The organism is Micromonospora sp. NPDC048909 (assembly GCF_040649635.1).
Lineage (GTDB): Bacteria > Actinomycetota > Actinomycetes > Mycobacteriales > Micromonosporaceae > Micromonospora.
In genome coordinates, this window is sequence record NZ_JBEZFU010000006.1 from 171,366 (window position 1) to 189,507 (window position 18,142).

Annotated in this window: 16 protein-coding genes; 10 read left to right on the plus strand and 6 right to left on the minus strand. The window is 73.0% G+C overall.

The features are described 5' to 3' along the window. Positions 1-110 precede the first annotated feature (110 nt). Positions 111-869, plus strand: coding sequence for a type III pantothenate kinase (locus AB0C04_RS18395; RefSeq protein WP_350873519.1), 759 nt, complete (start codon positions 111-113; stop codon positions 867-869). 36 nt (positions 870-905) lie between these two features. Here the strand turns inward: AB0C04_RS18395 and AB0C04_RS18400 are convergent, their stop codons facing one another. Further along, entirely contained in the window at positions 906-1,655 is a 750-nt protein-coding gene (locus tag AB0C04_RS18400; RefSeq protein WP_357055708.1) for a class I SAM-dependent methyltransferase, read from the minus strand. Positions 1,656-1,743: 88 nt separating this feature from the next. On the opposite strand from AB0C04_RS18400, the gene lysS reads away from it, so the two are divergent. From lysS to AB0C04_RS18415, 3 genes are all read left to right on the plus strand, one after another. Next, positions 1,744-3,252 carry a lysine--tRNA ligase gene (gene lysS / locus AB0C04_RS18405; protein WP_350873517.1) on the plus strand — a complete coding sequence of 503 codons (1,509 nt, stop codon included), beginning with the start codon at positions 1,744-1,746 and terminating at the stop codon, positions 3,250-3,252. Positions 3,253-3,364: 112 nt separating this feature from the next. Then, complete coding sequence (locus tag AB0C04_RS18410) at positions 3,365-3,709, plus strand: Lsr2 family protein (RefSeq protein ID WP_357055712.1); 345 nt, start codon at positions 3,365-3,367, stop codon at positions 3,707-3,709. A gap of 551 nt (positions 3,710-4,260) precedes the next feature. Continuing rightward, on the plus strand, positions 4,261-6,801 hold the full coding sequence (locus AB0C04_RS18415; RefSeq protein ID WP_350873515.1) for an ATP-dependent Clp protease ATP-binding subunit: 2,541 nt from the start codon (positions 4,261-4,263) through the stop codon (positions 6,799-6,801). Between the two features lie 529 nt (positions 6,802-7,330). Here the strand turns inward: AB0C04_RS18415 and AB0C04_RS18420 are convergent. Next, on the minus strand, positions 7,331-8,242 hold the full coding sequence (locus AB0C04_RS18420) for an A/G-specific adenine glycosylase (RefSeq protein WP_357055716.1): 912 nt from the start codon (positions 8,240-8,242) through the stop codon (positions 7,331-7,333). 96 nt (positions 8,243-8,338) lie between these two features. Here AB0C04_RS18420 and AB0C04_RS18425 point away from each other — a divergent pair, with 96 nt between their 5' ends. The 3 genes from AB0C04_RS18425 to AB0C04_RS18435 all read left to right on the plus strand — a co-directional run bounded on the left by AB0C04_RS18425 (position 8,339) and on the right by AB0C04_RS18435 (position 10,365). Further along, on the plus strand, positions 8,339-8,851 hold the full coding sequence (locus AB0C04_RS18425; protein WP_357055719.1) for an ACT domain-containing protein: 513 nt from the start codon (positions 8,339-8,341) through the stop codon (positions 8,849-8,851). Continuing rightward, complete coding sequence (locus tag AB0C04_RS18430) at positions 8,848-9,444, plus strand: peptide deformylase (protein ID WP_357055722.1); 597 nt, start codon at positions 8,848-8,850, stop codon at positions 9,442-9,444. The genes AB0C04_RS18425 and AB0C04_RS18430 overlap by 4 nt, the downstream gene beginning before the upstream one ends. 207 nt (positions 9,445-9,651) lie before the next feature. Continuing rightward, on the plus strand, positions 9,652-10,365 hold the full coding sequence (locus tag AB0C04_RS18435) for a hypothetical protein (protein WP_357055725.1): 714 nt from the start codon (positions 9,652-9,654) through the stop codon (positions 10,363-10,365). A gap of 6 nt (positions 10,366-10,371) precedes the next feature. On the opposite strand, the gene disA is transcribed toward AB0C04_RS18435, so the two are convergent. From disA to AB0C04_RS18455, 4 genes are all read right to left on the minus strand, one after another. Then, a complete protein-coding gene (disA, locus tag AB0C04_RS18440) occupies positions 10,372-11,556 on the minus strand; it encodes a DNA integrity scanning diadenylate cyclase DisA (protein WP_357055728.1) in 1,185 nt (394 codons plus the stop codon). 130 nt (positions 11,557-11,686) lie between these two features. Continuing rightward, a complete protein-coding gene (gene radA / locus AB0C04_RS18445) occupies positions 11,687-13,141 on the minus strand; it encodes a DNA repair protein RadA (RefSeq protein WP_357055731.1) in 1,455 nt (484 codons plus the stop codon). A gap of 88 nt (positions 13,142-13,229) precedes the next feature. After that, entirely contained in the window at positions 13,230-13,994 is a 765-nt protein-coding gene (locus tag AB0C04_RS18450) for a hypothetical protein (protein ID WP_357055734.1), read from the minus strand. 140 nt (positions 13,995-14,134) lie between these two features. Next, a complete protein-coding gene (locus AB0C04_RS18455) occupies positions 14,135-14,974 on the minus strand; it encodes a UbiA family prenyltransferase (RefSeq protein WP_357055737.1) in 840 nt (279 codons plus the stop codon). A 46-nt stretch (positions 14,975-15,020) separates the two neighbouring features. Between AB0C04_RS18455 and AB0C04_RS18460 the strand changes: the two genes are divergently transcribed. The 3 genes from AB0C04_RS18460 to AB0C04_RS18470 all read left to right on the plus strand — a co-directional run bounded on the left by AB0C04_RS18460 (position 15,021) and on the right by AB0C04_RS18470 (position 18,119). Next, on the plus strand, positions 15,021-15,776 hold the full coding sequence (locus AB0C04_RS18460) for a methyltransferase domain-containing protein (RefSeq protein WP_357055740.1): 756 nt from the start codon (positions 15,021-15,023) through the stop codon (positions 15,774-15,776). 44 nt (positions 15,777-15,820) lie between these two features. Further along, positions 15,821-16,993: an acyl-CoA dehydrogenase family protein gene (locus tag AB0C04_RS18465; RefSeq protein WP_357055743.1), complete on the plus strand. Its 1,173-nt coding sequence runs from the start codon at positions 15,821-15,823 to the stop codon at positions 16,991-16,993. 67 nt (positions 16,994-17,060) lie between these two features. After that, the gene (locus AB0C04_RS18470) at positions 17,061-18,119 is read left to right on the plus strand and encodes a type III polyketide synthase (protein WP_357055746.1); all 1,059 of its coding nucleotides are present in this window, start codon (positions 17,061-17,063) and stop codon (positions 18,117-18,119) included. Positions 18,120-18,142: the final 23 nt, after the last annotated feature.

Sequence of the window (18,142 nt, forward strand, 5' to 3'; positions counted from 1 at the left end):
CCCGTCCGGCCGTGCCGTGGATCGACCCATGTTCATGCCGCGATGTGACAAGGATACGGGGCGTCGGCCGGTCCGCACCCGCCCGTACGGTCGTTGTCTAGGCTGCGGTCGTGCTGCTCTGCATCGACATCGGAAACACCAACACCGTGCTGGCGACCTTCGACGGCGACAAGCTGGTGCACTCCTGGCGGATCAAGACCGACGCCCGGTCGACCGCGGACGAGCTGGGCCTGATGTTCCGCGGCCTGCTCGCCGGGGACGCGGTCGAGATCACCGGCGTGGCCGCCTGCTCCACGGTGCCGGCGGCGCTGCGCTCGCTGCGTACCATGCTCGCCCGCTACTACGCCGACCTGCCGAGCGTGATCGTCGAGCCCGGCGTGCGGACCGGGGTGCAGCTGGCGATCGACAACCCGAAGGAGGTCGGCGCCGACCGGGTGGTGAACACCCTCGCCGCGTACACCCTCTACGGCGGCCCGTCGATCGTGGTCGACTTCGGCACCACCACCAACTTCGACGTGATCAGCGACCGGGGCGAGTTCCTCGGCGGCGCCTTCGCCCCGGGTATCGAGATCTCCTTCGACGCGCTCGCCGCCCGCGCGGCCCAGCTGCGCAAGGTCGAGGCGACCCGGCCGCGTTCGGTGATCGGCAAGAACACCGTCGAGTGCCTCCAGTCCGGCCTGTACTTCGGCTTCGCCGGTCAGGTGGACCGGATCGTCGAGCGGATGACCGACGAGCTGGGCGAGGTGCGGGCGGTGATCGCCACCGGCGGGCTCGCCTCGCTGGTGCTCAACGAGTGTCGGACGATCACCCACCACGAGCCGATGATCACGCTGATCGGCCTGCGGATGGTCTACGAGCGCAACGTCTGACCCCGGCCGCCGCCGGCCCCGGGCGCCGCGCGGGGCTCACCGCCGCCGGGCCCGCAGCACGATCGTGCGGTACGGCAGCTCGACCGTCTCCCGCCCGGCCAGCTCCGGGTGGGTGGCGAGAAGCTCCCGCAGCTCCCGCTCCACCAGCTGCCGGGCCTCGGCCGGCGCCGTGAGCCAGTAGGAGCGGGTCCGGATCAGGGCGACCAGGTCGTCCAGCGTGAGCGTGGTGGCGTGGGCGAACTGGCCCACCTCGATCGGCTCGAAGTCGGGGCCGAAGTCGGCGTACTTCTCGGTCACGTCCCCGGCGTTGTCGCCCAGGTGGGCGATCCGGCCCAGCTCCGCCACCCACCCGACCCGCTCGTCCCGGGTGTTCCAGATCGGCGCGAACGTACCGCCGGGACGGAGGACCCGCGCGATCTCGGCGTGCGCGCGCTCCCGGTCGAACCAGTGGTAGGCCTGGCCGACCAGCACCGCGTCCGCCGCGCCGTCGGCCAGCGGCACCGCCTCGGCGCTGCCCGCCAACGCCGTCGTGCCCGGCGTGGCGCTCGCCAGCTGCGCCCGCATCCCCGGATCGGGCTCCACGGGTACGACCCGGTGGCCCAGGGCCAGCACGGCGCGGCTCAGGATGCCCGTGCCCGCGCCGAGATCGACGACCCGGGCCGGCGCGTCCGCGCCGGTCACGTCGCCGAGCGCCCACCGTACGGCGGATTCCGGATATCGGGGCCGAAAGCGGTCGTAGTCGGCCGCCGCGGCACCGAACGAGAGAGCCTGAGTGTGATCGCCCATGGCGGGCAGGTTATCCGGTAACGGCCCTCTGTGGGCTTGAGTACGCTCGGGCCTGACCCCCCGTATCTCCGTGACGAGGAAGCGTGCCGTGACCGAGCAGAACGCCCTGCCAGTGGACCCCGCCGACGACCTTCCCGAGCAGATGAAGGTCCGCCGGGAGAAGCGGGACCGGATGCTCGCCGACGGCGTCGAGCCGTACCCGGTCGGCTTTCCCCGTACCGCCACCCTCGCCGAGGTCCGCGCGCGCTACGGCGACCTGCCGACCGACACCGCCACCGGGGACCGGGTCTCGGTCACCGGCCGGGTGATCTTCATCCGGAACACCGGCAAGCTCTGCTTCGCCACCCTGCGCGACGGCGACGGCACCGAACTCCAGGCGATGCTCTCGCTCGACCGGGTCGGCCCGGAGCGGCTGGAGGACTGGAAGCGCCTGGTGGACCTCGGTGACCACGTCGGGGTCACCGGCGAGGTGATCACCAGCCGTCGGGGTGAGTTGTCGGTGCTGGCCGAGGAGTGGGCGGTGACCGCGAAGGCGCTGCGGCCGCTGCCGGTGGCGCACAAGCCGCTCTCCGAGGAGGCCCGGGTCCGGCAGCGGTACGTCGACCTGATCGTCCGCCCGCAGGCCCGCCAGATGGTCCGCACCCGGGCGGCGACCGTCCGCAGTCTGCGCGACTCCCTGCACGGGCAGGGTTTCATCGAGGTCGAGACCCCGATGCTGCAGTTGCTGCACGGTGGCGCGGCCGCCCGCCCATTCGTGACCCACAGCAATGCGTTGAGTACCGATCTGTATCTGCGAATCGCGCCGGAACTGTTTCTGAAGCGGGCCGTGGTCGGCGGCGTCGACCGGGTCTTCGAGATCAACCGCAACTTCCGGAATGAGGGCGTCGACTCTTCGCACTCGCCGGAGTTCGCCATGCTGGAGACCTACCAGGCCTACGGCGACTACGACACGATGGCCGAGCTGACCCGGAATCTCGTGCAACAGGCGGCGATCGCGGTGAGTGGCTCGACGGTGGTCACCCACGCCGACGGGCAGGAGTTCGACCTGGGCGGCGAGTGGCGATCGGTGACCCTGTTCGGGGTGCTTTCCGAGGCGCTCGGCGAGGAGGTCACGGTCCGCACCGAACGCGCCCGCCTGGTGGAGTACGCCGACAAGGTGGGATTGGCCGTCGACCCGAAGTGGGGGCCGGGCAAGCTCGCCGAGGAACTGTTCGAGGAGTTGGTCGTCCCGGGCCTGCAGGCGCCGACCTTCGTCCGGGACTACCCGGAGGAGACCAGCCCGCTGACCCGGGCCCACCGCAGTGAGCCCGGGCTGGCCGAGAAGTGGGACCTCTACGTGCTCGGCTTCGAGCTCGGCACCGCCTACTCCGAGCTGGTCGACCCGGTGGTGCAGCGGGAACGGCTGGTGGCCCAGGCGCAGCTGGCCGCCCGCGGCGACGACGAGGCGATGCGGCTCGACGAGGACTTTCTCCGGGCGATGGAGTACGGAATGCCGCCGGCCGGTGGTATGGGAATGGGAATCGACCGGCTCTTGATGGCGCTGACCGGCCTGGGAATTCGGGAAACGATCCTGTTCCCGTTGGTCCGCCCCGAGTAGTCGCCGGCCCGGCCACCGGTCGTTATACCGCATCCTATTGACGGAACGAGCGCCGAACGGGTTATTGTGCTCTGAGTTAGCAGGAGCACCCTGCTCGAAAGGAATGTGGGACGTGGCCAAGCAGATCATTCACAAGCTGGTCGATGACCTGGACGGCGGGGACGCTGACGAGACGGTCAAGTTCGCGCTGGACGGAGTTCAGTACGAGATCGACCTGTCGAGTGCGAACGCCGAGAAATTGCGTGACGTATTCGCGCAGTACGTGGCGGCCGGCAACAAGGTCGGTCGCGGCGGCGTCGTGGTCGGCGGCCGGGCGGCGCGGGGCCGGGGCGGCGCCACCGCCGACCGGGAGCAGAACCGGGCGATCCGGGAGTGGGCCAAGAAGGCCGGGAAGGACATCTCCGACCGGGGCCGGATCCCGCAGGAGATCGTCGACGAGTTCCACGCCCGGCGCTGACCGAGCGGACAGTACGGGCGACCCGACGCCGGGCCGGAGCACCGCTTCGGGCCGGCGTCGCCGTATTCCCGCCCCCGAGCCCCGATCGGCACCGAACCACCCCGCGGCCCGGTTCGGTGCCGAACCACCCCCGCGGCCCGGTCGGTGTCGAGCCACCCCCGCGGGCCGGCGGCGGTTGGGAAGAAAGCCCCGCGAGCCGACGTTGTCCACAGGCGGTGGAGATTCCGTCCACAGCCTGTGGATGACTCCCGGGCGGCCCCCAGCGGGCCGCGCCGACGCGGATTCGGCCCCTCCTGGGGCCGGACGGCCCCTCCACGGGCGGGGGCGAATTTCGCTCTGCGCGTAGCGCCGGAGGTGCCGGAACACCTTCTGAGCGCGCACGGTTGTGCAAAACGACGCGAACCCGGCTCCCCCCGGAGACACACGACCTCAGCTGAGTCGGTCCGCGGCGATAGAGTAATGAGGCACGGACGCCCGTCCCGGACGTTCGCGCACCGGCCCCGCCAAGATCTTGACCATCAAGGCGCACGGCACGTGAGGAGCACGAGGGCATGTTCGAGCGGTTCACCGACCGAGCGCGACGGGTTGTCGTCCTGGCCCAAGAAGAGGCCCGGATGCTCAACCACAACTACATCGGTACGGAACACATCCTGCTGGGCCTGATCCACGAAGGTGAAGGCGTCGCGGCAAAGGCCCTGGAGAGCCTCGGCATCTCCCTGGAGGGCGTCCGCCAGCAGGTCGAGGAGATCATCGGCCAGGGCCAGCAGGCGCCGAGCGGGCACATCCCGTTCACGCCGCGGGCCAAGAAGGTGCTGGAGCTGTCGCTGCGCGAGGCGCTGCAGCTCGGCCACAACTACATCGGCACGGAGCACATCCTGCTCGGTCTGATCCGCGAGGGTGAGGGCGTCGCCGCCCAGGTGCTGGTCAAGCTCGGCGCCGACCTCAACCGGGTCCGCCAGCAGGTGATCCAGCTGCTCTCCGGCTACCAGGGCAAGGAGCCGGCCGCGGCGGGCGCCGCGCCGGGTGAGGCCGCGCCGTCCACCAGCCTCGTGCTGGACCAGTTCGGCCGCAACCTGACCCAGGCCGCCCGCGAGGGCAAGCTCGACCCGGTCATCGGGCGCGAGAAGGAAATCGAGCGGGTCATGCAGGTGCTCTCCCGCCGTACCAAGAACAACCCGGTCCTGATCGGTGAGCCCGGCGTCGGCAAGACCGCCGTGGTCGAGGGGCTGTCCCAGAAGATCATCAAGGGCGAGGTGCCCGAGACGCTGAAGGACAAGCAGCTCTACACGCTCGACCTCGGTGCGCTGGTCGCCGGTTCCCGCTACCGCGGTGACTTCGAGGAGCGCCTCAAGAAGGTGCTCAAGGAGATCCGCACCCGGGGCGACATCATCCTCTTCATCGACGAGATCCACACCCTGGTGGGTGCGGGTGCCGCCGAGGGCGCGATCGACGCGGCGAGCATCCTCAAGCCGATGCTGGCCCGGGGTGAGCTGCAGACCATCGGCGCCACCACCCTCGACGAATACCGCAAGCACCTGGAGAAGGACGCCGCGCTCGAGCGCCGGTTCCAGCCGATCCAGGTGGGTGAGCCCTCGCTGGCCCACACCATCGAGATCCTCAAGGGGCTGCGCGACCGCTACGAGGCGCACCACCGGGTGAGCATCACCGACGCCGCCCTGGTGGCGGCGGCGACGCTGGCCGACCGCTACATCTCCGACCGCTTCCTGCCGGACAAGGCGATCGACCTGATCGACGAGGCCGGCGCCCGGATGCGCATCCGCCGGATGACCGCGCCGCCAGACCTGCGCGACTTCGACGAGCGGATCGCCCAGGTCCGCCGCGACAAGGAGTCCGCGATCGACGCGCAGGACTTCGAGCGCGCCGCCCAGCTGCGCGACAAGGAGAAGCAGCTCCTTGGCCAGAAGGCGCAGCGGGAGAAGGAGTGGAAGGCCGGTGACCTGGACGTCGTCAGCGAGGTCGACGACGAGCAGATCGCCGAGGTGCTCGGCAACTGGACCGGCATCCCGGTCTACAAGCTGACCGAGGAGGAGACCTCGCGCCTGCTGCGCATGGAGGACGAGCTGCACAAGCGCGTCATCGGCCAGGAGGACGCGGTCAAGGCGGTCTCGAAGGCGATCCGGCGTACCCGGGCCGGCCTGAAGGACCCGAAGCGTCCGTCGGGCTCGTTCATCTTCGCCGGTCCGTCCGGCGTCGGTAAGACCGAGCTCTCCAAGGCGCTCGCCGAGTTCCTCTTCGGCAGCGAGGACGCCCTCATCCAGCTGGACATGTCCGAGTTCCACGACCGCTACACGGTCTCCCGGCTCGTGGGTGCCCCTCCCGGCTACGTCGGCTACGACGAGGGCGGGCAGCTGACCGAGAAGGTGCGGCGTCGGCCGTTCTCGGTGGTCCTCTTCGACGAGATCGAGAAGGCCCACCCGGACGTCTTCAACACGCTGCTCCAGATCCTGGAGGACGGTCGGCTCACCGACGGTCAGGGTCGGATCGTGGACTTCAAGAACACGGTCATCATCCTGACCACCAACCTCGGCACGCGCGACGTGGCCAAGGCGGTGTCGCTGGGCTTCCAGGCGTCGGAGGACTCCGAGTCCAACTACGACCGGATGAAGCAGAAGGTCAACGACGAGCTCAAGCAGCACTTCCGGCCTGAGTTCCTCAACCGGATCGACGACACCATCGTCTTCCACCAGCTGCGCGAGTCCGAGATCCTCTCGATCGTCGACATCATGATCCAGCGGATCGAGACGCAGCTGCGCAACAAGGACATGGGCCTGGAGCTGACCGACAACGCCAAGAAGTACCTGGCGAAGAAGGGCTTCGACCCGGTTCTCGGCGCGCGTCCGCTGCGTCGCACGATCCAGCGCGACATCGAGGACAACCTCTCCGAGCGGATCCTCTTCAACGAGCTGACCCCGGGTCAGATCGTGGTGGTGGACTGCGAGGGCGACCCGGCCGACATCGACAAGTCCAAGCTCGTCTTCCGGGGCGCGGACAAGCCGGTGGAGGTGCCGGACGCCGTGCCGGCGGACCTCGGTGGCGCGGCCACCGCGGGTGCGGACGACTCGGCGGCGTAAAGGCTAGGCGAATGTGACGGGGCCCCGGTGGCGTAAGCCGCCGGGGCCCCGCCCTTTGTCCCCGCCCGGCCCTGCCACTCCCGCCCTCTCGCGCTCGGCCTGGTGGCCCGACGCCGGTGCCCGGGCCTCCGGCGGTGCTGCTGCCCACCCTGCCCGCACCGCGCCGGGCCGCGCTTCTCACCGTCCCGGAGCTGGCCCGGCTCTCGCGCGTGCCAGGCCAGCCCGACTCGGCTTTCGCGCCTGAATGCCACGCCGGCCCTGATGCGCTTGCCATGCCAGCCCGACCCGCGCGCCTGCCGTTGGCATCCGCCCTGCGGATGCCGGCCAGCTGATCGACTCGGGTTCACAGAAAATCGGGCCCACCAGGTGACCGGACAACCCGACATCCCGGACCCGAGTTGACCAACCCGATCAACTGCATGTCGGCGACATTGCGCTTTCCGCGCCTGCCGGACACCCCCATGTCGGCGACATGGAGTGGATCAGCCGCCGCGCCGGCAGAGTCGGCGCTGGCGGGAGATGGCGGCGGTCAGTGGGTGAGGTCGGCGACGGGCTGGGGCGGGCCGTCGCCGACGAGGCGGAACGCGTCCGCGCCGGCCGGCTCCACCAGGCCGTCCTGCACCAGGCCGGCCAGAGCCCGGGCCCGCTGGACGTCGTCCGTCCACACCTGGTCCAGCCGCTGCTGCGGCACCGGGCCGGTCGCCTCCCGCAGCATTCCGAGCAGCAGGCCGCGGACCTGCCGGTCGGTGCCGGCGTACCGCTGCGGCCGGCGGGTGGGCCCAGCCGGCGCCTCCTGCCCGGACGCCCGCCACGCGCAACTCGACTCCACCGGGCAGCGGGCACAGTGTGGTGTCCGAGCGGTGCAGATCACCGCGCCCAACTCCATGAAGGCCGCGCTGGCCAGCGCCGCCGCGGCCGGCTCCAGGGGCAGCAGCTCCTCGGTGGCGACCAGGTCGGCGGGGCGGGTGGTCGGCCCGGCGTCCGGCTGGCCGGCGACGGCCCGACAGACGACCCGACGGACGTTCGTGTCGACCACCGGGTGCCGTTGCCCGTACGCGAACGCGGCGACCGCCCGCGCGGTGTACGTGCCGACGCCCGGCAGCGCCAACAGCTGGTCCAGCCGGTCCGGGACCTCCCCGCCGTGCCGCTCCACGATCGCCACCGCGCACTCGTACAGCCGTACCGCCCGGCGTGGGTAGCCGAGCCGCCCCCACATCCGGATCGCCTCCGCCGGGCTCTCCTGCGCCAGCGCGGCCGGCACCGGCCACCGGGCGAGCCACGCGTCGAAGGCGGGCAGCACCCGGACCACCGGCGTCTGCTGGAGCATCACCTCGCTGACCAGGATCGCCCAGGGGCCGACGTCCGGCTTGCGCCACGGCAGGTCGCGGGCGTTCTCCTCGTACCAGCGGCTGACCAGGGTGGCGAAGTTCGGTTCAGTCATCGTGCCGCCGATGATGTCACGCGGGCCGATCCCGGAGGATGGGCGGGCTGGGCGGGGCGGCGCGGGCACCGGTGGCGGATCGGGCAGAATGCCCGGATGAACGAGCTCGCGATCACCGTCATCGGCCGGGACCGGCCGGGCATCGTCGCCGACGTCGCCGAGGTGCTCGCCCGGCTGGGCGCGAACCTCACCGACAGCACCATGACCCGGCTGCGGGGACACTTCGCGATGACCCTGATCTGCGTCGGGCCGGCCGCCGCCGATGTCGAGGCCGCGCTGGCGCCGCTCGCCGCCGACGGCCAGCTGCTGGCGACCGTACGGGCGGTGACCCCGGACGGCGAGGTCGCGCCGGGTGGTGAGCCGTACGTGGTGGCGGTGCACGGGGCGGACCGGATGGGCATCGTCGCGGCGATGACCCGGGTGCTCACCGACGCCGGCGGCAACGTCACCGATCTGAGCACCCGACTGGTCGGCTCGCTCTACGTGGTGCTCGCCGAGGTGGACCTGCCGCCCGGCACCGTCGACGCCCTCACCGGCCGGCTGGACCGGGCCGCAGCCGAGTTGGGCGTCGAGGTCACCATCCGGCCGGCGGATCCGGACCTGCTGTGACGGGGGACGTGCGGGAGCCGGAGGCCGGCTCCACCGGCACGGAGTACGCCGGGCTCGGCGACTGGACACCGGAGACGCTGACCGTGCCCGGTGAGGTCCGTGCGGTGGTCGCCGCCCCGCACCAGGCGCTCAGCCGAGCGGGCGGCGAGGTGGACCCGACCTCGGCGGAGACGGTACGGCTGGCCGCCGACCTGATCGCCACCATGCGGGTCTCGCCCGGGTGTGTAGGTCTCGCCGCCCCGCAGATCGGCGTGGGCGCCCGGGTCTTCGCGGTGGACGTGACCGGGCATCCGAAGGCGGTCACCGTGCACGGCACCTTCGCGCTCTGCAACGCGCGGGTGGTCGAGGCGACCCGCTGGAAGCCCGGCCGGGAGGGCTGCATGTCGGTGCCGGACCTGACCGGGGACGTCAAGCGGGCCAGTCGGCTGGTGGTCGAGGGGGAGTTGCCGGGCAGCGGCGCCACGGTCCGGCTCGTCACCGACGGTTTCGAGGCGCGTGCGCTGCAACACGAGATCGACCACTGCGCCGGCCTGCTCTTCCTGGACCGGGTGGCCGGGGCGCACGCCATCTACCAGCGCAAGGTGTACCTCTGAGCGGCCGGGCCGCGCCACCGGGTCGATCGTGAGCCGGGCCGCGGCGCCACCGGTGGGGCGTCGCCAGGGGAGGGGCACGTTGAGTCGGCACCTCGCCGTGGCGAGCGAATCCGATGTCTATAGTGGACGCACGGGCCGACCCGCGGGTGAAGCTGCCGGCGCGTCGCGCAGGTGTGCCGGCCGGCGCGCGGCTACGGTGGGGGCATCATGCGTCTGACGGTCGGCCCCCTGGCACCCGCCGTGTACTGGCGGCGTCGCGCCGTCGTACTCGGAGCGGGGCTTCTCTTCCTGATTGTGCTGCTCTACTCGTGCACCGGGTCGGGCAACAGCGGCGACACCCCGCAGGCCGGGTCGTCCCCGAGCTCGACGGCCACCCCGGGGCCCACGGGTTCGGTGCTCACCCCGCAGACCGGGGCGCCGCCGCCGGAGGCGTCGGACGACCCTGACGTCGCCGACCCGTCCACCGGGGCACCCGCCTCCCCGACCGAGGATCCGCCGGTGGCGCCGGCCGCCGGGACCAACGACGGGAGCTGCACCGACACCGAGATCAGCGTGACCGCGGTGGCGCTGCCCTCCTCGGTACGGCGCGGCGCCGTGGTCGACCTGCACTTGAAGATCAAGAACCGGTCGGACCGGACGTGCAGCCGGAACGTGGGCGCCGATCTGCAGGAGCTGTTCATAAAGTCCGGTGCCGAGAAGGTCTGGTCCTCCGACACCTGCGGCACCGGCAAGGGCTCCGACGTGCAGTCGTTCACTCCCGGCTTCGAGCGCTCCTACCAGGTGGGCTGGAACGGCCGGGACACCAGCCGGTGCGCGAACGGGCTGGCCGCCGGCCCCTACCCACCGGCCGGGACCTACCAGGTCTTCGCCCGGGTGGGCACCAAGCTCAGCGACCCGGTGAAGCTGACCATCTCGGGCTGAGCCCGGTCAGACGTAGCGCTCCAGGATGGACGCCTCGGCGAGCCGGGAAAGCCCCTCCCGGACGCCGCGCGCCCGGGCGTCGCCGACCCCCTCGACCGCCTGGAGATCCTCCACGGTCGCGCCGAGCAGCCGCTGCAGGCTGCCGAAGTGCACGACCAGCCGGTCGACCACCGCCACCGGCAGCCGCGGCACCTTCGCCAGCAGCCGGAAGCCGCGCGGGCTGACCGCCGCGTCCAGCGCGTCGGAGGCGGCCGGGTAGCCGATCGCCTTGGCGACCGAGACCAGGTCGATCAGCTCGGTGGCACCGAGCAGGTCCAGCTCGACCAGCGCCTCGTCGAGGGTGCGGGACTTGCGGCCGGCCGGGAGGTAGTCCCGGATGACGAGTGTGCGGTCAGCGTCGACCCCCGCCATCAGCTCGTCGAGCTGAAGCGCGAGCAGCCGGCCGTCGGTGCCCAGCTCGACCACGTAGCCGGCGATCTCGTCGGCGATCCGCCGGACCATCTCCAACCGCTGCACCACCGCGACCGCGTCGCGCACGGTGACCAGATCCTCGATCTCCAGCGCGGAGAGCGTGCCCGAGACCTCGTCCAGCCGGAGCTTGTAGCGCTCCAGGGTGGCCAGGGCCTGGTTGGCCCGGGAGAGGATCGCGGCCGAGTCGTCCAGCACGTGCCGCTGGCCGTTGACGTAGAGGCTGATGATCCGCATGGACTGGCTGACCGAGATGACCGGGTAGCCGGTCTGCCGGGCCACCCGCTCGGCCGTGCGGTGCCGGGTGCCGGACTCCTCGGTGGGGATGGACGGGTCGGGCATCAGGTGCACGGCCGCCCGGACGATGCGGGTGCCGTCGCTGGAGAGCACCACCGCGCCGTCCATCTTGCACAGCTCGCGGACCCGGGTGGCGGAGAATTCCACGTCGAGCGGGAAGCCTCCGGTGCAGAGCCCTTCGACCACCTTGTCGTAGCCGAGGACGATCAGGGCGCCGGTGCGGCCCCGCAGGATCCGTTCGAGGCCGTCGCGCAGGGCGGTGCCGGGCGCCATCAACGCGAGGTTGGCGCGCAGCGGGTCACCGCCGGTGGCTCCGGCGGCCCCGGTCACGTTCACGCTGATGGGACGGGCCGGCGAGCCCACGGCAGCGGTGCGGGCGTGAGGCGTCGCGCCGGCAGGCTTGGTGGTGTCGCGGTCGATCGGCACGGGCACAGTCTACGGACTGACGTGCGGTGGGTGCTGTCGCGGTTACTGTGATGTGTCACGATGCCCCGCCCGGCCCTCGACATGCTGTCCGGTATCGCCCGTGCGGTCCCGCCGCGCCGGCCACCCTCGGTCACCCCGCCGACGCGCGCGCCGCACACTGCAGCGCCGCTCGGACGTCGGTGACCTCCGTCACCTGGAGCTGCTCCGACGCCACTCCGGTCGACTCGGGGCCGCATCCGGGCGGGACGAGCGCGACGCGGAACCCCAGCCGAGCGGCCTCCGCGAGCCGGCGCGGCACCGCCCCGACCCGGCGGACCTCGCCGGTCAGCCCGACCTCGCCGATCGCCACCAGGTGCGGCGCGATCGCCAGGTTGAGCCCGCCGGACGCGACGGCCAGGGCGACCGCGAGGTCGGCGGCCGGCTCGACCACGCGGATGCCGCCCACGGTGGCCGCGAAGACCTCCCGGTCGTGCAGGGTGAGCCGCTCGGTGCGCCGTTGCAGCACCGCCAGCACCATGGCCAGCCGGGCCGAGTCGAGCCCGGAGACCGTGCGCCGGGGCGAGCCGGCCACCGTCGCGCCGATCAACGCCTGTACCTCGGTGACCAGCGCCCGTCGCCCCTCCATCGCCACCGTGACGCAGGTGCCGGGCACCGGCTCGGAGTAGCGGGTCAGGAAGAGCCCGGACGGGTCGGCCAGGCTGGTGATGCCGCCCTCGTGCATCTCGAAGCAGCCGACCTCGTCGGCGGCGCCGAACCTGTTCTTGACGCCGCGCACCAACCGCAGCGAGGAGTGCTTGTCGCCCTCGAAGTGCAGCACCACGTCGACCAGGTGCTCGAGCACCCGGGGCCCGGCGACCTGGCCGTCCTTGGTGACGTGGCCCACCAGCACGGTGGCGATGCCGCGCTCCTTGGCCACCGAGACCAGCGCGGCGGTGACCGCCCGGACCTGGGTCACCCCGCCGGGCACCCCTTCGGTGCCGGTGGTCGAGATGGTCTGCACCGAGTCGAGCACCAGCAGCCCCGGCTTGACCGCGTCGAGGTGGCCGAGCACCGCGGCGAGGTCGCTCTCGGCGGCCAGGTAGAGCTGGTCGTGCAGGGTGCCCATCCGCTCGGCGCGCAGCCGGACCTGGCTGACCGACTCTTCGCCGCTGACCACCAGCGAGGGGCTGCCCGCGCCGGCGGCCCACTGCTGGGCCACGTCGAGCAGCAGGGTCGACTTGCCCACCCCCGGCTCGCCGGCGAGCAGCACCACCGCGCCCGGCACCAGGCCGCCGCCGAGCACCCGGTCGAGCTCGCTCACGCCGGTCGGCCGGGCCCGGGCGGGCGCGGCGCTGATGGTGGCGATGGGCCGGGCCGGCTCGGCCGGCATCCGCGAGCTGACCACCCGGCCGGAGACCGTCGGGCCGGTCACCGTGCACTCCACCACCGAGCCCCACTCGCCGCACTCCGGGCAGCGCCCCACCCACTTGGGCGGCTGGTGGCCGCAGGCGTCGCACTCGTAGGCGGGCCGGGGGTCGCGGCCGGTGGCGCGGCCCCGACCGGTCGCCGCGCCGCCGCGGGGGGAGGTGGATCGGGGCGTGGTCACAACAGGACGCTAGTCCTGTCGTACGACGAAAACACCGCCGGCGTGGTGGTCGCCACGCCGGCGGTGTCAGTCGCGGTTGTTCCGATGGTCAGCCGCCGTGGCCGGCGCCGCCCTCCTCGGAGGCGTCCTCGTGGCCGCCCTCACGCTCGACGATGGGCGACGGCCGGGCGCCCGGGGTGAGCGGCACCGCGACCGGGGCCGGGCCGGTGACCGCGTTGCCGTTGCCGAAGTCGAAGGTCACGGTGACGTTCTGCCCGGAGAGCAGCGCCTCGTCGAGGCCGATCAGCTGGAGCAGGTGCTCGCCCTGCTCGTTCAGCTGGACGTAGCTCAGCGGTGCGATCTCGATCCGCGCCGGCTGACTGGCCGGAGCCGACGGGCTGGCCGACTCGGACGGGCTGGCGGAACCGGACGGGCTGGCCGAGGCGGAACCGCTCGGCGTGGCCGAACCGGACTCCGACGCGGACGGGCTCGCCGACGCCGACTCCGACGGGCTGGCCGAGGCGGACGCGGAAGCGCTCGCCGACGCGCCGGCAGCGGTGATCACGACCTCACGGGCGTCCTCGCTGCTGACGGTGACCGTGACCGGGTTCGGCGAGTCGTTGTAGATCACCGCGTTGAGCAGCGCGTTCTCGCCCGCCTTGTAGCCCTCGGTGCCGGGGAACGCCACCAGCAGGCCGCGGACCGACAGCTGACCACTTCCCGTGGTGAGGTTGACGCCCTGGACCGACGGCTCCTTACCGGCGGTCTCGGCGATCTGGCCGGCGCCGCACCCGGACAGCAGCAGGCTGGTCGCCGCCGCCGCGCCGGACAGCAGCAGGGCCGCCCGCCGGGAACCCCTGATCGAGCGCGTCACGTCGGTCCTCCTCGTCACGATCACACCCGGTGCGTACGCCGGGCACGGCTGGCCATGCCCGCGCAGACCGCGCTCCAGGGTAGTTGGAGCTGATCGAGGCGCGCACGCCGACCCGGGGATGCCACCTCGGGGGGTGACGCTCAGACCACCCGACCACTGGTGACCAGCAGGACCACGTCGATGAGCGCCACCAGCATCACCGCCCGGAAGGCCGCGACCGGCCGCCGTCCGGCTCGGGACGCCGCGCGCCCGCCGTACCAGCCGAGCGGTGGCACCACGACGGCGACCAGCACCGCGACGAGCCCGACCCCCGACGGCGGCCCGGGCGGGCCGAAGACCAGGATGCCGGTCGCGGCGAGCAGCAGCCCCGCCGCGGCGGCCCGGCTGCCGGCCGGGCCGATCCGGTGCGGCAGCCCGCGCACCCCCGTGCGGGCGTCGTCGTCGAGGTCCGGCAGGACGTTGGCGAAGTGCGCGCCGGCGCCGAGGCAGGCCCCGGCGGCGACCAACCAGGCCGGCGGCGCCGGCGCCCCGGGCAGCGCCAGCACGATGAAGGCGGGCAGCGCCCCGAAGGAGACCGCGTAGGGCAGCACCGACACCGGGGTGGACTTCAACGGCCAGTCGTAGAGCAGCGCGGAGACCAGCGCGACGGTGATCCATACGGCGGCGGCGGGGGTGGTGGCCAGCGCCAGCAGCGGGGTGGCGAGCGCGGCCACCGCCGCGGCCCGGGCCACCGTGCGCCGGCCGACCACGCCGGCGGGGATCGGCTTGTCGGTACGCCCCACAGCGACGTCCCGGTCGGCGTCCAGCGCGTCGTTGGCCCAGCCGGTGGCGAGCTGGCTGGCCAGCACCGTGGCGACCACGGCGGCGATCCCGGCCGGCCGGTGCCCGACGCCGGCGGCGAGCAGGCCGGTCACCGCGGTCACCGCCGCGGCCGGCTCCGGATGGCTCGCCTTGACCAGCCCTAACACCCTTGTCGACATAAGGGAAGTCTGGTCGTTACCGGGGAGTCGTGCCACGCTCGTTGCCATGCGAGACGCGGCTGCGGCGCCCACCCCTGATCGGGTGCTGCCGCCCAACGATCCGCGGCAGTACGACGACCTGGCCGGCGAGTGGTGGCGGCCCGACGGTGTGTTCGCGATGCTGCACTGGCTCGCCGAGGCGCGGGCGGCCCTGGTGCCGCCGGCCGACCGGCCCGGCGCGTTGCTCGTCGACCTCGGATGCGGTGCCGGGCTGCTCGCGCCACACCTGGTCGGCAAGGGCTACCGGCACGTGGGCGTCGATCTGACCCGGTCGGCGCTGGTCCAGGCCGCCGCGCACGGGGTGACCGCGGTCAACGGCGATGCCACCGCGGTGCCCCTGATGGACGGCTGCGCGGACGTGGTGGCCGCCGGAGAGCTGCTGGAACATGTGCCTGACTGGCGACGAGCGGTGGCCGAGGCGTGCCGGCTGCTCCGCCCGGGCGGTCTGCTGGTGCTGGACACCCTGAACGACACCGCGGTGAGTCGGGTGGTGGCGGTCCACCTCGGCGAGCGGCTGCCGACCGTGCCGCGGGGCATCCACGATCCACGGTTGTTCGTGGACGCCCGGGCACTGGTCGCCGAGTGCGCCCGGCACGGCGTCGAGCTGCGCCTGCGCGGCGTCCGACCGGAGGTGCGCGGGCTGCTCGGTTGGCTGGTCCGCCGGATGCGCAACGCCGGGGCGCCGGCCGGCCGCGCGCCGCGGATCGTGCCGACGCGCTCGACCGCGGTGCTGTACCAGGGCTGGGGGGTCCGGAAAGGATAGTCGGAGACCGGCGGGGGTATTGGCACGCCGAGAAGGGGGCGGACATGACCGTGCACGCGCTGGAGGCGGCCCGCCGGTTGGCGCCGCGACTCGCCGCCCGGGCGGCGGAGCACGACCGGGACGGGGTCTTCCCGGTCGACGACTTCCACGATCTGCGGGAGGCCGGCCTCTTCGGCCTGATGGTCCCCCGGGAGCTGGGCGGGCAGGGCGCGACCTTCGCCGAGTACGCGGCGGTCGCCACCGAGCTGGCCCGGGGCAACGGGGCCACCGCGCTGGTGTTCAACATGCACGCCTCGGTCACCGGCGCGCTCGGCGCCGTCACCGAGGAGCTGGCCGAGGCGCTCGGCGTCCCGGACGAGGCCCTCGCCGCCCGGGACCGGTTGCTCGCCGCGGCGGCCCAGGGCGCCTGGTACGCGGTGGCGATGAGCGAGCGCGGCGCCGGTGCCCGGCTCTCCCAGCTCAGCACGGTCTACGAGCCGGTCGAGGGCGGCTGGCACCTCAAGGGGAGCAAGACCTTCTGCTCTGGCGCGGGGCACGCCGACGGCTACCTGGTGGCCGCCCGCAGTGCCGCCGACCAGTCGGTGGTCTCCCAGTTCCTGGTTCCCGCCGCCGGTGAGGCCGGGATCACCGTCGAGCCGACCTGGGACTCGCTCGGCATGCGCGCCACCGCCTCGCACGACCTGCACCTGGACGTGACGGTGCCGGCCGACCGGCTGCTCGGCGGGGTGGAGGGGCTCGCCCTGGTGGTCGCCCAGCTCATGCCGCACTGGCTGGTGGCCAGCTACGCCGCGGTCTACGTCGGGGTGGCCCGGGCGGCGATCGACGCGGCCGCCGAGCACCTCAACGCCCGCAACCTCGCCGGCCTGCCGGCGGTCCGGGCCCGGCTCGGCCGGGCCGACGCGGCGGTGGCCGCGGCGCAGCTGGTGGTGGCCGAGGCGGCTCGTCGGGTGGACGAGGCGCCGGGCGACGACGAGACCAACCGCTGGGTGTGGCGGGCCAAGCTGCTCGCCGGCACCACCGCCGCCGACGTCGCCGCGTCCATGTTGGAGGCGGCAGGCACCTCGGCCACCCGACGGGGCCACCCGCTGGAGCGGCTCTACCGGGACGCCCGCTGCGGCTCGCTGCATCCGGCCACCTCGGATGTCTGTGCCGACTGGCTCGGCATCGCGGCGCTGGGCGGCGACCCGGACCGTGACGCATCGGCGCCTCGTTGGTGATCGTGGAGCCACCCGGGGTCGTCCCGGGTCGGGGGAGGGGCTCCGGAAGGGCAGCGTCGGACGAGAGGTGGGCATCGTGTCCGTACCGGTGATCGCGGGCCTGGGGACGGCGCAGCCGCCCTCCGCCCGGCAGGACGAGTTGTGGGAGGGCTTCTTCTCCCGGCACTTCTCCGGTACCACCCGGTCGTTGGCTCAGCGGATCTTCGCCAACTCGGGCGTCACCCGCCGGCAGGCCGCGGTGAACCCGTTGCTGGAGGACGTCTCCGACTGGCCGACCGAGCGGCGGATGCGGCGCTACCAGGTGGAGGCCCTGCCGCTGGGGAAGGAGGCGGTCGGCCGGGCGTTGACGGCGGCCGGCCTGGACGCGGGCGACATCGGCCTGTTCGTGGTCTGCTCGTGCACCGGCTACGCGACCCCGGGGCTGGACATCCTGCTCGCTCGCGACCTCGGCATGGCCCCGCACACCCAGCGGATGTTCGTCGGGCACATGGGCTGTTACGCGGCCCTGCCCGGGCTCGGTGCGGCCAGCGACTTCGTCACCGCCCGGGGCCGCCCCGCGCTGCTGCTCTGCGCGGAGCTGACCAGCCTGCACATCCAGCCCTCCACCGCCCGGGTGGACACCCAGCAGATCGTCTCGCACGCGCTCTTCTCGGACGCCGCGGTCGCCGCCGTGGTGCTGCCCGGCGGACCCGGGTACGCGCTGCGCGAGGTCACCTCGGTCACCGACACCTCGACCGCCGACCACATGACCTGGGACGTCACCGACGCCGGTTTCCGGATGGGGCTCTCGCCGAAGGTGCCGCAGGTGCTCTCCTCGCACGTGCGGGGCCTGGTCGACGACCTGCTGGCCCGGCACGGCACCACGGTCGCCGAGGTGGACGGCTGGGCGGTGCACCCGGGCGGCCCCCGGATCCTCAACGTGGTCGAGCGCGAACTCGCGCTGCCGCCCGAGGCGCTGGCGGCGTCCCGGGCGACGCTGAACGAGCACGGCAACTGCTCGTCGCCGACGGTGCTGCTGATCCTGGACCGGCTGCGCCGGGCCGCCGCGCCGCCGGAGCGGATCGTCATGCTCGCCTTCGGCCCCGGGCTGACCCTCTACGCCGTCCTGCTGGATCGACAGAGCTGAGCGCCGGGCCGTACGCTCGCCGG

Coding starts and splice junctions, on each gene's coding strand:
- AB0C04_RS18425 (WP_357055719.1), top strand. CDS start 8,339: ATGAACGAGCTCGCGATCACCGTCATCGGCCGGGACCGGCCGGGCATC.
- AB0C04_RS18415 (WP_350873515.1), top strand. CDS start 4,261: ATGTTCGAGCGGTTCACCGACCGAGCGCGACGGGTTGTCGTCCTGGCC.
- AB0C04_RS18465 (WP_357055743.1), top strand. CDS start 15,821: ATGACCGTGCACGCGCTGGAGGCGGCCCGCCGGTTGGCGCCGCGACTC.
- AB0C04_RS18420 (WP_357055716.1), bottom strand. CDS start 8,242: ATGACTGAACCGAACTTCGCCACCCTGGTCAGCCGCTGGTACGAGGAG.
- AB0C04_RS18400 (WP_357055708.1), bottom strand. CDS start 1,655: ATGGGCGATCACACTCAGGCTCTCTCGTTCGGTGCCGCGGCGGCCGAC.
- AB0C04_RS18455 (WP_357055737.1), bottom strand. CDS start 14,974: ATGTCGACAAGGGTGTTAGGGCTGGTCAAGGCGAGCCATCCGGAGCCG.
- AB0C04_RS18460 (WP_357055740.1), top strand. CDS start 15,021: ATGCGAGACGCGGCTGCGGCGCCCACCCCTGATCGGGTGCTGCCGCCC.
- AB0C04_RS18435 (WP_357055725.1), top strand. CDS start 9,652: ATGCGTCTGACGGTCGGCCCCCTGGCACCCGCCGTGTACTGGCGGCGT.